This is a genomic window from Streptomyces sp. NPDC017520 (assembly GCF_044329855.1).
Lineage (GTDB): Bacteria > Actinomycetota > Actinomycetes > Streptomycetales > Streptomycetaceae > Streptomyces.
The window spans coordinates 797,360-812,658 of record NZ_JBIRKB010000002.1 but is presented as its reverse complement, the minus strand read 5'-3'; the positions used below and the strand labels follow the sequence as shown (position 1 = coordinate 812,658).

Annotated in this window: 7 protein-coding genes; 3 read left to right on the top strand and 4 right to left on the bottom strand. The window is 72.2% G+C overall.

Annotated elements, in window-relative coordinates:
* Positions 1 to 83 precede the first annotated feature (83 nt).
* Positions 84 to 884: a thioesterase II family protein gene (locus ACH4KB_RS07470; protein ID WP_398064538.1), complete on the bottom strand. Its 801-nt coding sequence runs from the start codon at positions 882 to 884 to the stop codon at positions 84 to 86.
* A 214-nt stretch (positions 885 to 1,098) separates the two neighbouring features.
* Between ACH4KB_RS07470 and ACH4KB_RS07465 the strand changes: the two genes are divergently transcribed.
* Positions 1,099 to 2,166, top strand: coding sequence for a diiron oxygenase (locus ACH4KB_RS07465; RefSeq protein WP_398064536.1), 1,068 nt, complete (start codon positions 1,099 to 1,101; stop codon positions 2,164 to 2,166).
* 90 nt (positions 2,167 to 2,256) lie between these two features.
* Here the strand turns inward: ACH4KB_RS07465 and ACH4KB_RS07460 are convergent, their stop codons facing one another.
* The 3 genes from ACH4KB_RS07460 to ACH4KB_RS07450 are packed head-to-tail and all read right to left on the bottom strand — an operon-like array spanning position 2,257 to position 5,256.
* Positions 2,257 to 3,195 carry an HAAS signaling domain-containing protein gene (locus ACH4KB_RS07460; protein ID WP_398064534.1) on the bottom strand — a complete coding sequence of 313 codons (939 nt, stop codon included), beginning with the start codon at positions 3,193 to 3,195 and terminating at the stop codon, positions 2,257 to 2,259.
* Complete coding sequence (locus ACH4KB_RS07455; RefSeq protein WP_398064532.1) at positions 3,192 to 3,530, bottom strand: PadR family transcriptional regulator; 339 nt, start codon at positions 3,528 to 3,530, stop codon at positions 3,192 to 3,194. Before ACH4KB_RS07455 ends, ACH4KB_RS07460 begins: the two co-directional genes overlap by 4 nt.
* A 58-nt stretch (positions 3,531 to 3,588) precedes the next feature.
* Positions 3,589 to 5,256, bottom strand: coding sequence for an AMP-binding protein (locus ACH4KB_RS07450; protein ID WP_398064530.1), 1,668 nt, complete (start codon positions 5,254 to 5,256; stop codon positions 3,589 to 3,591).
* Between the two features lie 264 nt (positions 5,257 to 5,520).
* On the opposite strand from ACH4KB_RS07450, the gene ACH4KB_RS07445 reads away from it, so the two are divergent.
* Both ACH4KB_RS07445 and ACH4KB_RS07440 read left to right on the top strand, forming a co-directional pair.
* The gene (locus ACH4KB_RS07445; protein ID WP_398064528.1) at positions 5,521 to 8,754 is read left to right on the top strand and encodes an amino acid adenylation domain-containing protein; all 3,234 of its coding nucleotides are present in this window, start codon (positions 5,521 to 5,523) and stop codon (positions 8,752 to 8,754) included.
* Positions 8,751 to 15,257: an amino acid adenylation domain-containing protein gene (locus tag ACH4KB_RS07440; protein ID WP_398064526.1), complete on the top strand. Its 6,507-nt coding sequence runs from the start codon at positions 8,751 to 8,753 to the stop codon at positions 15,255 to 15,257. Before ACH4KB_RS07445 ends, ACH4KB_RS07440 begins: the two co-directional genes overlap by 4 nt.
* Positions 15,258 to 15,299: the final 42 nt, after the last annotated feature.

Below are 15,299 nucleotides of genomic sequence, written 5' to 3'. Positions count from 1 at the left end.
GGCCGACAGCGCGATGCTGCCGCACGGTCCGCGTGCGGGGACAGGCAGCCCGACCGGCAGCTTCCCCCGGCCGGCTCCCGCCCTCAGCGCAGCGTCGTTCCGAGGGCGTCGAGCGCCGTGGGCGCGCCGGTGAAGAGGTAGTCGTGCCCGCCCGGCAGCAGCCGGAGGGAGAACTCGCCCGCCGCGCAGTCCCGCCAGCGCTCCAACTGCTCCCCGCTGATCAGCGGGTCGTCCGCACCGCCGAGGACATGCAGCGGGCAGTCGACCCGTTCCGGCCCGGGGGCCAGGTAGGCCTCGGTGAGGACGAGGTCGCGGCGGACGGTGCGCAGCGCGTACCGCAAGTACGCCGGATAGCGCGACAGTTCCGAAGGAATGCCGCCGAAGCTGTCCAGCCAGGCGAGCAGCCCGGCGTCGTCCCGGTCCGATACGCGCCGGCGCACCGGGGTGTGCGGCGACCGTGCCGCGGAGACCAGCAGGGCGCGCGGCGGGGTCAGGCCGCGCCGCGCGATCCCGACGGTGATCTCGTAGCCGAGCAGCGCGCCGAAACTGTGGCCGAAGATCGCGTACGGCAGGTCGAACTCGTCCGCGATGCCGTCGATCACCGCGTCGGCCAGTTCCTCCATGGTCTCCGGCAGCGGATCCGTGCCGCGTACACCCCGCCCCGGCAGCTCCACCGTCGCCAGCTCCACGCCGGAGGGCGGGGCGAGACGCCACGGGGCGAACGAGGCCGCGCTGCCGCCCGCCTGCGGCAGACAGAACAGCCGCGTCCGGGGCTGTGCCGCGCGGACGCGGCCCACGATCCAGGGGCAGTCGTCCTCGGGAGCCGGTGCGCTTCGCGAGCCGGACGGGTTTCCTGAGCGGGTGGGTGGTGCGACGGCAGTCATGCGCGTCCCGCCCCTTCGGTCGGCCGACGGTCATGCGGGGCAGCAGCCCCTTGCGGGCATCATGGTTCGGCGGGTGGCGGCGGGGCCAGGCATGGGACCGGCAACCGGTCTGCCGCCTAGTTGCCCCCACGGGTGCCTGGAGAGCTGTTCGCGGGCGCGTCAGACTCCACGAGCGTCAGTCCTGTTCCGTGCCCGAGGGGTGGACCGTAATCCAATGACCACAGTTCCGGACTCGGTGACCGGCTTGGCGGCCGCTCCTGGCGGGTCGGCCGCCACGACCGGCTCGGCCGAATCGACCTTCTTCACACTGGACGCCGTCACCGCGGACCTCATGGAGGTCGACGCGATGTTCAAGTCGTTCCTGAACTGGGACTACGGCCAACGCGACAGCCGGGTGTGGAACCTCTACGAGAAGAACAAGCTCTCGCAGTGGAACGCCACCACCGACATCGACTGGGACCACGACATCCACTTCGGGTCGGAGATGTCGGAGGAGAGCGGGGGGAGACTCGCGTCCTTCGTCGTCGGCGAGGGAAGCCCCGTGCCCCGCGAACTGCTGACGCAGTTCCGCTGGCAGTACCAGTCGTGGATGTGCAGCCAGTTCCTGCACGGCGAACAGGGTGCGCTGGTGACCACGGCCCGGCTGGTGGAGACGGTGCCGGACATGGATGCCAAGACCTACGCGGCCTCGCAGGTCGCCGACGAGGCGAGGCACGTCGAGGCGTTCGCCCGCTATGTCGACGAGAAGCTGGGCGACTCCTACCCGATCAATCCCGGGCTCAAGACGCTGCTGCACGATCTGCTGTCGGAATCCCGGTGGGACATCGTCTATCTCGGCATGCAGGTGGTCGTGGAGGGGCTGGCGATCACCGCGCTGCGGCTCGCGAGCAGCGGCTTCGGGGACCCGATCATCCGGCAGATCACCAAGATGGTCGCGAGCGACGAGGCCCGGCACATCGCCTTCGGGGTCACCGCGCTCACCGGCATGTACGGGCAGGTGACCGCCGCCGAACTGCGTGAGCGCGAGGACTTCCTGCTGGAGGCCATCCAGCTGATGTCGCGACGGTTCATGCTGCGCGAGGTCTGGGAGCGGATGGACCTCGACGTGGAGAAGGGGCTGCTGTTCGCCCGGACGAACCCGATGATGGCCACCTACCGGCAGATGCTGTTCCAGCAGGTCATCCATGTCCTGCGGCAGTTGGACATGCTCTCGGACCGGGTCAAGAGCCTGCTGCTGGCGGAGAACCTGGTGCGTCCCGAGATCATGGCGGTGACGCGCTGATTCCGGGCTCCTCCGCCGTCGCGCCGGCGCCGATGTCACCTCGGGTGACATCGGCGCCGGCGTTTCCGCTTCCCTCAGGGCTGTCCCGTCCTACTTCTTCGCCGCGCGGAAGCCGTTGACGACGGCGATCAGGCTCGCGACCAGGACGATCAGAGCCACCCCGGTGTACACCTCGGGCGTCGTGTTGTCGGTGACGTCCGCCAGGAAGTCCGGGTTGAAGATCTGCCGCTGCTGGAGGATCCAGGCCAGCGGCAGCACGAACACCGCCTGGGCGATGGCGTGCAGGACGGCCAGCCGGCTGGTCCAGCCGTGCGTGACCACACGGACCAGAGCGAGCACGACGAGGCCGGCGAGCCCGATGAGGACCGGCCACATCCACCCCGACCACAGGTCCGGGTCGAGGACCGCGATCCGCTCCCCGCCGTCGGTCCGGTAGGGCTCGGAGAGCTGCTGCCAGACGGTCAGGCCGAGCAGCAGCGCGTACCAGACCGCCGTCAGGACGGCACCGGTGCCGGCCTTCTGGGGCTCACGGGTCTCGGGCAGGTCGTCGGGGGTCCAGTCGGTGGTACGGATGAGAGTCCCCTTCCGATGGCCGACGCGCTCGGCGACGGCGAACAGCACGGTGAGTACGGTGACCATCTGGGCGCCCACGGTGAACACCGTCTCGACGCCGGCGCCCACGGCCGCCCCGAGGCCGTTGTCGTCCACGATCTCCAGCAGCACGAACACGGCGGTGAGCACCGGCAGCACGGTGGTCAGCAGGAAGACCAGCAGCCGGATGTAGGTCGGATAGAGGTCGGGGCCGATCAGGGCGAGCGGCCGGTCGGTGTAGCGCGCGGCGTGCCGGATCGGATCGCCCATCTCGCTCAGCACCTCGCGCTCGACCGCCTCGGGACGGGCCGGGTCGCGTGCTTCGATGGTGTCGGCGATGGTGGTGCGCAGCTCGTCGGCGATGTCGTCGCGCTGATCCGCGGGCAGTCGCCTGACGACCTCGTGCACGTAGCGCTCGGTGAGCGTGTTCGTGCTCATCCATTCTCCTTGGTAAGCCGTGAGATCGAGGCGACGAGGTCCTGCCATTCGCGCACCAGTGCGGTGCGTACCCGGGAGCCCTCGGGACTCACCCGGTAGAACTTCCGTGGCCGGGACTCGTCGGTGTTCCATTCGCTGGTGAGCAGGCCTTGCTTCTCCAGTCGGCGCAGCAAGGGGTAGAGGGTGTTGCCGTCGACGGTGACACCCGCGTCGTTGAGTGTCTCCAGCAGGGCGTAGCCGTACTGCGGCTTGCGGAGCAGCGCGAGGCAGGCCAGGACGACCGTGCCGCGCCGCAGCTCCTGGGCCTGGCCAAGAGCGATCTCTTCTGTAGCCATGCACCACACTGTACTGTGCGGCACACACTATTGTCACGCGTACGGTCGCCAGGGCCGATCAGTCGGCCGCGACCTGCGCGTCCGCCTCCACCTCCGCCTCCGCCGTCAGCGGCCGGGACGTCGCGTCGAACTCGCCCGCGCAGAGGGCCTTCCAGATGACCCTCCGGCGCGGCTTTCCGCTCGACGTGACCGAGACACCGCCACGGGGCAGCTCGACCATGTGGAGCTCCGCGTCGCCGAGCCATGCGGAGAGAACCTCGTGGGCGGCCTCCCGCCAGCCGGGCCGCACGCCGCCGAACACCGCCACGCCGGTCGGTACCCCGTCGCGCACCCCCAGCAGGACGGCGACGCGCCGCTCGGGGATGCCCCGGTGGTGCAGCAGGGCCTCCAGGCTCTCGGCGAAGACCATCTTCCCGTTCACCTTCAGCCCGTCGCCGAGCCGGCCGATCACGAAGAGCTGTCCGTCCCGCAGGAAGCCCGCGTCACCGGTGGCGAGACCCCCGTCATCGACGCTGGTACCGGAGGCGGACCCGGTGGCGCCGATGTACCCGCTCGCGATCGACACCCCGGTGACGACGATCTCGCCGACCCGCCCGTCCGGCAGTTCCTCACCTTCCTCGGACAGGATCCGCACCGTCCTGCCCTCCAGCGGACGGCCGCACCCGACCACCGCCGCTCCGGCGAGGGACGCCGCGTCCCCGGCGTCCGGTGCCTGCGCCGACCAGCCCTCCCCGGGCGCCAGACCGGTCACCGCGAGGGTCGCCTCGGCGCTGCCGTAGGCGGGGAGCAGCGCGCCGCGGTCGAGACCGTGCGGCCCCAGCAGGGCGTGGAAGTCCTCGAGCACCTGCCGGTCGACCCGCTCCGCGCCGATGATCACGCACCGGACCGAGTCGAAGCGCAGCTCCCGCAGGTCGGCCGGTCTCACCCGGCGGAGAATGTACGCCAGCCCGAAGTTGGGCATGGCCGTCATGACGGCGCCCTGGTCGCTGATGCAGCGCAGATACCGCAGCGGCGAGCGGATGAAGTCGTCCGGCTGCATCATCCAGCCGTCGAAGCCGGTGACGACGACGTTCAGCAGGAAGCCGACGAGACCCATGTCGTGGTGGACCGGCAGCCAGCTGATCGCCGGGTACTGGGGCGCGCAGCCCAGCCACTGCCCCATCCCGGCGAGGTTGGTCCGCAGGGCGTCGGCGGAGATCAACACGCCGCGCGAGAAGCCGCTCGACCCGGAGGTGAACTGGATCAGCGCGGTCTCCGGCAGCGGCATCGGCCGCTCCAACGGCTGCACCCCGAGGACGAGTTCGTCGAAGGCGACCGGCTCCTTCAGTCCCAGCCCACTCGCGATCCCATGGATCTGCTTCAGCGACTCGTCGTCGCAGATGGTGAACCGGGGCGCGGCCGTCCCGAACAGATGGCTCGCGTGCCTCTCGTACTCGTCGGCGTGCTGGAAGGCGAAGGGCGGCGGGATGGAGCACGGCGTCGCACCGGCCGCCAGCGCGCCGAAGAAGCCGGCGACGAAACCCGGACTGGAGCGCAGCACCAGGGCGACGACGTCGCCCTCCCCGACCCCCTGTGCCCGCAGGGCGGCGGCGGTCCTCAGCACCAGCGCGGCCAGATCGCGGTAGGACCAGAAGTCCCATCCGTCGGCGGAATCCGCGTAGTACAGGCCGCGCTCGGTGGACGGCTGGTCCAGCCAATCGAGCAGGCCCCGGTCCTGGTCTCCCAACGTCCCTGTCCTCTCCAGTGGTTCGTGGCACGTCCGGCACACGCGAGGCGTGGCGCCGTACCCGGCTCGCCGCAGCATCACCCGCCTCCCGTACGAGGACCAGGCAAGCGGCCGGTAACTCGGCACGGACCGGGCGGCATTTCGAACAGCGCCGCTGATTGCCGGTCCGGTTGCCTGGTTTCCGCCCGGGCGGGCGATGCAGCATCGTCGCGAGATCCGGGCCTCCAGGCTCGCGGGGATGCACGAGAGAGCGGTTACGACCCGATGACTTCACGCGCCGAGAACGGTCTGCTGCCGCTGACGGCGGCCCAGCGGGGGGTGTTCTTCGCCCAACAGCTCGACCCCGCCAACCCGGCCTACAACACCATGGTCGCCATGGAGGTGCGCGGACCGCTGGACGGCGGGCTGCTCCAGCGCGCGATCCGCCGGGCCGAGGGGGAGAGCGGAAGCTTCGACGTCGAACTGGTGGAGCGGCCGGACGGCACGTACCAGCGGCCCGTCCCACCCGGCTGTTCGACCTGGCAGGAGTACGACTTCAGCGACGAGCCGGACCCTCTCGCCGCCGCGCGGACGCTGATCGACCGTGACCGCGCGACCCCGCTCGACCTGGAGAAGGACGCGCTGTCGGCGCACATCCTGATCCGGGTCGGAGCCGATCACCACGTCTGGTACCAGCGCAGCCACCACATCCTGTCCGACGCCTTCGGATCGGTACTGCACTCGCGCCGCATCTCCGCGTGCTACGAGGCGCTGGCCGCCGGGACGGAGCCCGACGGTGAACCGCTGGGCCGGCTCCAGGACCTGCTGGCGGACGAGAGCGCCTACCGCGCGTCGGCGGACTACACCGCGGACCGGGCGTACTGGGCCGGCGTCTTCGCCGACCGGCCCGAGACGGCCGGTCTGGCGCCGGGAGCGCCGACGGGCGCGGCGGGCATGGCGATCGCCACGACGACGATGCTTCCGCCGGCCGGACTGCGGGCGCTGCACACCGCCGGGCGCGACGCCCGCACTCCCTGGACGGTGCCGATGCTGGCGGCGGTCGCCGCCTACTTGCACGGGATGACGGGCGCCCAGGACCTGACGATCGGGGTGCCCACCACCGCGCGGCTCGGGGCGAGGTCCCAGAACGTGCCCGGCATGCTGTCGAACACCCTTCCGCTGCGGATCACCGTCGACCCGGCCGCCGACCGCGCCCAGCTGGTGCGGCAGGTCGCGCGGCGCCTGGGGGAGCTGCTCACCCATCAGCGCTACCCGTACGACGAACTCCGGCGCGACCTGCGCATGCTCGGCTCCAACGAGCAGTTGTTCGGGGTGCTCGTGAACATCATGCCGTCGGGGTCCGAGACCGCTTTCACCGGTCGCGAGGCCGAGGTGATGGCCCTGTCCGGGGGGCCCGTCACCGACCTCAACATCACCTGCCACCCCGATCCGGGCGGCCGAGGCATGCGCATCGAGTTCGAGGCCAACCCCGACCGGTACGACCTCGCCGAACTCCGCACCCACCAGCACCGGTTCACGGACTTCCTCGCCCGCTTCCTCGCCAGTCCCGCAGCTGTGCCGCTCGCCCGCGTCGAGGTCCTGACCGCGGCGGAACGCCCGCGGACACTCGCCGCGGGCAGCCCCGGGCCGGACGCGGAACCCGTCGTCCCGCGCACCTTCCCGCAGCTGTTCGAGGAGCAGGTCAGGCGGACCCCGCACGCCTGCGCCGTGCTCTCCCCGTCCGAGTCCCTCGACTACGCGACGCTCAACACCCGCGCCAACCGCCTGGCAAGGGTGCTGGTCGAGCACGGCGCCGGCCCCGAGCGACTGGTGGCGGTCGCCCTGCCGCGCGGCAGCGCCGCCCCGACCGCCACGGTGGCGGTGCTGAAGTCGGGCGCGGCCTGTCTCCCGGTCGACCTCGACTACCCGCGGTCCCGGGTCACCGCCATGCTCGACGACACCGCACCGCTGCTGCTGCTGACGACCCGCGCCGCCGACGACCCCACGCTCGCCCCCGCGGTGCCGCGCCTGTACCTGGACGAGGCGGCCCATCCCGTCGGCCACCCGCAGGCGGACGGCGGCGCCGACGGCGACGATCTCGACGACCGGGACCGCCGCACGCCCCTGCGCCTGACGCACCCGGCGTACGTCATCTACACCTCCGGGTCGACCGGCAGGCCCAAGGGCGTCGTCGTCACGCACACCGGCCTCGCCGCGCTGACACGCCACCAGAACGACCTGCTGCGCCTGACACCCGGGACCCGCGTACTCCAGTTCTCCTCGCCCAGCTTCGACGCCTCCGTATGGGAGCTGTGCGCGGCGCTCCTCACCGGCGCCGCCGCGGTGGTCGCGCCGGCCGAACGGCTCACGCCCGGGCCGCCCCTGGCCGAGCTCGTCGCCGAACTCGGCGTCGACTGCCTGCTGCTGGCCCCGTCCACGCTGGCGGCCATGCCGGCCGGGGGGCTTCCGGCCGGAATCAACCTGGTCGTCGGAGCCGAGGCGTGCCCGCCGGACCTGGTCGCGCGCTGGTCGCCCGGCCGGCACATGGTCAACGCCTACGGCCCCACCGAGTCGACGGTCATCGCGACCCAGACCGGCGCCCTGTCCGGACGGACCGTCCCGCCCATGGGCCGTGCTGTCCCCGGCACCCGCGTCCGGCTGCTCGACGACGCGCTGCGGCCGGTGCCGCCCGGAGTGGCGGGCGAGGTGTACCTGAGCGGCGACGGGCTCGCCCGCGGCTACCTCGGCCGTCCCGGGACCACCGCGGAACGGTTCGTCGCCGACCCCTTCGGCGCGCCCGGCACCCGGATGTACCGGACGGGAGACGTGGCACGGCGGTCGGAGAGCGGCGAGCTGTCCTACCTGGGCCGCGCCGACAGCCAGGTCAAGGTACGGGGCTTCCGCATCGAACTCGGCGAGGTCGAGAGCGTTCTCGCCGAGGCGCCTGGAGTCGACCGGGCCGTGGCGGCCGTCCGCGAGGACCGGCCGGGCCACCGGCACCTGGTGGCCTACGTGACCCCGGCCGCCTCCGGTGAGCGGCCGGACGTGGTGGGGTTGCGTGAGTTCGTGGCGGGGCGGTTGCCGGAGTACATGGTTCCGGCGGTGGTGATGGTGGTGGAGTCGTTCGCTCTGACGCCGAACGGGAAGGTGGACCGGGGGGCGTTGCCGGTGCCGGAGTTCCGGGCGGCGCAGGCGTACCGGGCTCCGGTCACCGAGCGGGAGCTGGTGTTGCACGAGGTGTTCGCGGAGGTGCTGGGGCAGCCGCGTATCGGCGTCGACGACAGCTTCTTCGACCTCGGCGGCGACTCCATCATCGCCGTACGGGTGGCGTCCGGGGCCCATCGGGCCGGACTCGCCATCGCCGTCAAGGACGTCTTCGTCCACAAGACCATCGCCAAGCTCGCCGAGACGGCCCAGGACGTCGGCGAGCGGGCCGCGACCTCCCGTACCGGGGACCTGGTGCGGATCGACGCGGAAGAACTCGACGAGCTCGAAGCCCAGTGGGGGACAGCACTGTGAGACAGACATCCCTGGAAGCGGTCCTGCCGCTCTCGCCGTTGCAGCAGGGCATTCTCTTCCACGCCCTCTACGAGGAGGGACGAGCCGACAGCGGGAACGTCGACTTCTACAACGTCCAGACGCCGCTGGAGCTGACCGGGGCGCTCGACACCGACCTGCTGCGTGCCTCGTGCGGCGAGCTGGTCGGCCGGCACGCGAGCCTGCGGGCGGGTTTCCTGCGCCGCCGCTCCGGCGAGGCCGTCCAGGCCGTCGCGCGGGTGGTCGAGCCGCCGTGGGAGGAGATCGACCTCTCCGGCTTCGGCCAGGAGGAACGGAAGCCACGCCTCTCCCGGCTGCTCGCCGAGGAGCGCGCGAGGCGCTTCGACATGGCCAAGCCGCCGCTGCTCCGGTTCACGCTGATACGGCTCGCACCCGAACGGCACATCCTGCTGATCACCAACCACCACATCCTGCTGGACGGCTGGTCGTTGCCGCTGATCCTGGGCGATCTGTTCCGCATCTACGGGGCCGGCGGCACCGCCGAACGGCTGGAGCCGACGGTGCCCTTCCAGGACTATCTCGGCTGGGTCGGCGAGCAGGACAGGGAACAGGCCGAACGGGCCTGGAAGAGCGTGCTCGCGGGGGTCGACGGCGCCACGCTCGTCGCGGACGGGGCCGGCACCGGCTCATCGGACCGGGGACAGCGGCGCGTCGTGACAGAGCTGTCCGACCAGGCCGCGGCAGAACTCGCCACCCTGGCCCGGAGCCGCGAACTCACCATCAGCACACTGGTCCAGGGCGCTTGGGCGCTGCTGCTGACCGAGCTGACCGGACGCCAGGACGTCGTCTACGGAAACACCGTCGCGGGCCGCCCGCCGGAACTGCCCGGCAGCGACCGCATGGTGGGCCTGATGATGAACACCGTGCCCGCCCGGGTACGGGTCGATCCGGCAGAGCCGGTGGCGGAGCTGCTGGCCCGTATCCAGCACGACCACACGACCGTCATGGGTCACGAGTATCTCGGCCTCGCCGAGATCCACCGCGCCGTCGGCGCCACCGAACTCTTCGACACCACCGTCGCCTTCGAGAACGTTCCCGTGGAACAGGCCGTCCAGGGCGCCTCGGTGCCCGGGCTCGACGTCGGCCTGCTGCGGGACGCCGTCGACGAGGCGTTCGAGGGCACCCACTACCCGCTGAGCCTGGCCGTCCACCCCGGTAGCCGGCTCCGCTTCGAACTCAACTACCGCGAGGACGTCTACAGCGCCGATGCCGCGAGCGGCGTACTGCGGCGCCTGACCGGTCTGCTGGAGGACATCGCCGCCCGGCCCGACGAGCAGGCCGGTAGGCTCCCCTCGCGGACGGACGCCGAGCGCCGCGAGATCCTGCGCGAGGCGAGCGGACACGCCGTCGAGCGGCCGGCCGGGACGCTGCCCGGTCTCTTCGAGGCACAGGTCCGTGCGACGCCCGACGCGGTGGCCGTCACGGACGGTACGACCAGCCTCACCTTCACTCTGCTCAACGCCGACGCCAACCGCCTGGCCCGGCTGCTCGCGGCCCGTGGCGTGGGACCGGGCGACCTCGTCGGCGTGGCCGTGCCGCGCTCCACGGACGCCGTGGTGGCGATCCTGGCAGTCCTCAAGTCGGGCGCGGCATACCTGCCGATCGACGTCGACCACCCCGCGGAGCGCATCGCGGCGATCTGCGCGGAGGCCCGGCCGGCCCTCGTCCTGGCCACCGTCGCCACGGTGGGCGACCTACCCGACTCGGTGCCGGCGCTGCTGCTCGACGAGACCATTCCGCCCGCGGACGGGACGGACCTCGACGACGACGACCGCACCGGTGCGCTGCTGCCCGCCCACCTCGCGTACGTCATCTACACCTCGGGGTCCACGGGGCGCCCCAAGGGTGTGGCCGTGGAACACCGCAACCTGGCCAACATGTTCCACAGCCACCGGGCGAACTTCTTCGAACCCGAGCGGGCGAGGGCGGCCGGGCGGCCGCTGCGTGCCGCGCTCACCAACTCGCTCGGCTTCGACGCCTCCTGGAGCCAGCTCCTGTGGATGGTCGCCGGACACGAACTGCACATCGTCGGTGACACCGTCCGCAAGGACCCCCTGGCACTCGTCCGCCACGCGGCGGAAGCACGGATCGACGTCGTCGACACCACCCCCTCCGTCGGGCGTCAGATGCTCGCCGCGGGCATGTTCGAGGCGGCGGGGGAGCGGCACCGCGTGCGTGTCCTCGCGCTCGGCGGCGAGGAGGTGGGCGACGACCTGTGGGCCGGACTCCGCGACATACCCGGCCTGTCGGTCTACAACCTCTACGGTCCCGCCGAGTGCACGGTCGACGCGATGCTCTGGCACCCCGGCGGCTCACCCGGTGCCGCGGCGGACCCGCCCGCCATCGGCGTCCCCGCCGACAACACCCGGGTCTACCTCCTGGACGCGTTCCTGCGGCCGGTGCCGGCCGGGGTCGTCGGCGAGCTGTACATCGCCGGTGACGGGGTCGCCCGCGGGTATCTGGGCCGCCCCGGCCTGTCGGCGGAGCGCTTCGTGGCCGACGTGTTCGGCCCGGCGGGCGCCCGGATGTACCGCACCGGCGACCTGGGGCGCCGCCGGCCCGACGGTGTCGTGGAGTACCGCGGCCGGTCCGACTTCCAGGTCAAGGTACGCGGCCACCGCGTCGAACTCGGCGAGATCCAGGCCGCTCTGGCCGACCACCCCTCGGTGGGTCAGGCGGTCGCGGCGGTGTCCGCCGACGCCGAGGGCGTACGCCGGATCGTCGGATACGTACGGGCCGCCTCCGGTGAGCGGCCGGACGTGGTGGCGTTGCGTGAGTTCGTGGCGGGGCGGTTGCCGGAGTACATGGTTCCGGTGGTGGTGATGGTGGTGGAGTCGTTCGCTCTGACGCCGAACGGGAAGGTGGACCGGGGGGCGTTGCCGGTGCCGGAGTTCCGGGCGGCGCAGGCGTACCGGGCTCCGGTCACCGAGCGGGAGCTGGTGTTGCACGAGGTGTTCGCGGAGGTGCTGGGGCAGCCGCGTATCGGCGTCGACGACAGCTTCTTCGACCTCGGCGGCGACTCCATCATCTCGATGCAGCTCGCGGCCCGCGCCCACCGTGCCGGACTCGCCATCGCCGTCAAGGACGTCTTCGTCCACAAGACCATCGCCAAGCTCGCCGAGACGGCCCAGGACGTCGAGGAGAAGGCCCCCACGGCGGCGGACGGCTCCGGCACCGGGCCGCTGCTGCGGCTGAACGACGCCGAACTGGCGGAGATCACCGCCGGCGGACACGAGCCGGCCGACGTACTGCCCCTCACCCCGCTCCAGCAGGGCATGCACTTCCACGCCCTGCTGGCCGCCGACGGCATCGATGTCTACACCGCCCAGGCACCCGCACGGCTGGAGGGACCACTCACGCCCGCCGTGCTGCGCAAGGCGTTCGACGCGGCTCTCGCCCGCCACACCGGGCTGCGCGTCTCGTTCCGGCTCCTGGCATCGGGCCGTTCCGTCCAGGTGGTGCACGAGGACCTGCGCGTCCCGTGGCGGGAGATCGACCTCTCCGGTCACGGTGAGGACGAACGCCGCCGGCGACTGGCGGAGCTGGTCGACGAGGACCGCGTCACCCGCTTCGACCTCACCGCCCCTCCGCTGATGCGGGTCACCCTGGTCCGGCTCGGGACCGACGATCACGCCCTGCTGACCACCTACCACCACGCCCTGCTCGACGGGTGGTCGCTGCCGCTGTTCTTCCGTGACGTCTTCTCCCTCTACGCCCGCGGCGGAGCCGACCGGGGCCGGCCGGTGGCCCAGTTCACCGACTTCCTCGGCTGGCTCGGCCGGCAGGAGGACGAGCGGGCGACGCTGGCCTGGAGCGAGGCCCTGGCCGGCATCGACGAACCGACGCTGGTCGCCCCGGGCGCCGAGGCGGCCACCGCGACCGTGCCGCACCTGGTCACGGAGGTCCTGGACACGGAGGGGACCGAGGCGCTCACCGCCGCGGCGCGCGGCGCGGGCCTGACGCTCAACACGGTCGTCCAAGGAGCCTGGGCGGTGGCACTCGGTCACCAACTGGGAAGCGACGACGTCGTGTTCGGCGCGACGACCGCCGGGCGCCCACCGGAACTGGCCGGCGTCGAGGAGATCGTCGGCCTGTTCATGAACACCGTCGCCGTACGGGTACGGCTGGACCCCGCACGATCGCTCGACCACATCCTGACCGACCTCCAGTCGCACCAGGCCGAGCTGCGCCCGTACCACCATCTCGGGCTCCCCGACGTACAGCGGGCTCTGGGGCTGGGGGAGCTCTTCGACACCGTCATCGGGTTCGAGAACACCCCCTTCGACGGGGCGGCCATCCAGGAGCAGGTCCCGGGCCTGCGGATCTCCCTCGACGAGGACCCCGTACCCGGCGCTTCGCACTATCCGCTCAGCCTGGTCGTCATGCCCGACGAGCGTCTCAGTCTCGAACTCAGCTACCGGGCCGACCTGTTCACGGCCGAGGCGGCCGGTGCGCTGCTGGCCCGGGTGCGCAAGGTCCTCGACTGCTTCGTGCGCGACCGGACCGTACCTCTGGGCCGGATCGACCTGCTCACGGACCGGGAACGCGGTCAGCTCCTGGCCGCGGCGGAAGGAGCGGCCCACGAGCGGACGGCGACCTTCCCGGAGCTCTTCGAGGAGCAGGTACGGGCCACCCCCGACGCCGTCGCGGTGTACGACCACGAGCTGGCCCTCACCTACGGGGACCTCGATGTCCGGGCCAACCGGCTCGCCCGCGCGCTGGTGGACCGGGGCATCGGTCCGGAGCGTGTCGTGGCGATCGCGATGCCGAAGTCGGCGCGGTCCGTCCTCGCGGTCCTGGCGGTCCTCAAGGCCGGCGCGGCCTATCTTCCGCTGGACCTCGGCTACCCGCCGGACCGGCTCCGCTACCTGATCGGTGACGCCCGGCCCGATCTCGTCCTCACCACCGGTGAGGGCGCGGCGGTCATGGCCGAGGCCGGTGCGGGGAAGGTGCTGTGCCTGGACGGTCCCGGGCCGGATGCCGAGAACGTCACCGAACCCCTGTACTCCGAAGCGGAGTTGACTGCCGGTCTCTCCGGGGCGACGCTCACCGACGCCGACCGGATCGCGCCGCTGCGGCCCGCGCACGCCGCCTATCTGATCTACACCTCCGGCTCGACCGGCCGCCCCAAGGGCGTGGTGGTGTCCCACCTCGGGATCGCCGCTCTGATCGCCCAGCAGCGTGACGGGCTCGCGCTCCGTGCGCGGGAGCGGGTGCTGCTGTTCGCCTCGCCGAGCTTCGACGCGTCCGTATGGGAACTGGCCACGGCGCTCCTGACCGGGGCGAGCGCGGTGACCGCGGACCCCGACGAGCTGCTCCCCGGACCGGCCCTGGCGCGGACCGTGGCACGCCACGGTGTGACCGCCCTCCTGCTGCCGCCGTCCTCGCTCGCCGTGCTGCCCGAGGACGCCCTGCCCCACGGTGTCACCCTCGTCGTGGGCGGCGAGGCGTGCCCGCCGGACCTGGTCGCACGCTGGTCGGCCGGGCGCCGCATGGTCAACGCGTACGGTCCCACCGAGGCGACCGTCATGGCGACGATGAGCCGCCCGCTGTCCGGGCGGACCGCTCCGCCGATGGGCGGACCGGTCATCGGCGCCCGGGTCCATGTGCTGGACGACTCCCTGCGGCCGGCACCCGTCGGGGTGGCGGGTGAGCTCTACCTGGCGGGCCAGGGCCTCGCCCGCGGCTATCTGCGGCGGCCCGGGCTCACCGCGGAGCGCTTCGTGGCCGACCCGTTCGGCCCGCCGGGCGCGCGGATGTACCGTTCGGGCGACCTGGCGCGGCGCACGGCGGACGGGGGCCTGGAGTACCTGGGCCGCGTCGACGAGCAGGTCAAGGTACGGGGCTTCCGTATCGAGCCCGGCGAGATCGAGGCGGTGCTCGCCGCCGACCCCTCGGTGGGCCAGACCGTCGTGGTCGTACGGGAGGACACCCCCGGCTCACCACGCCTGGTGGCGTACGCGGCACCGGTGACGGCCGGCCGGCTCGATCCGGCGGCGCTCCGCGAACGCGTCGCCGCCGTGCTGCCGGAGCACATGGTGCCCGTGGCCGTCGTCGCCCTCGACCGGCTGCCGGTGACGCCGAGCGGCAAGCTCGACCGCGCCGCTCTGCCCGCACCCGACTTCTCCGGAGCCGACGGCGGCCGGGCACCGCGGACCGAGCGCGAGAAGCTGCTGTGCGCGTTGTTCGAGAAGGCCCTCGGCACGGAGGGCGTCGGCATCGACGACAGTTTCTTCGATCTGGGCGGCGACTCGATCGTCTCCATCAAGCTCGTCACGATGGCCCACGCGGAGGGCCTGGACATCGCCCCGCGCGACGTGTTCGCCCACAAGACCGTGGCGGCGCTCGCCACCGCGACCAAGGACCTGGTTCCCGCGGCGGACGCCGACGAGGCCGACTCGCAGGAACCGTTGATCACCCTGGACCAGAGCGAACTCGACGAGTTCGCCGAGGACTGGAGGTAGCCGGCCCTCGCACCCGGGGCCGACGCGCCACCGAACACGCAC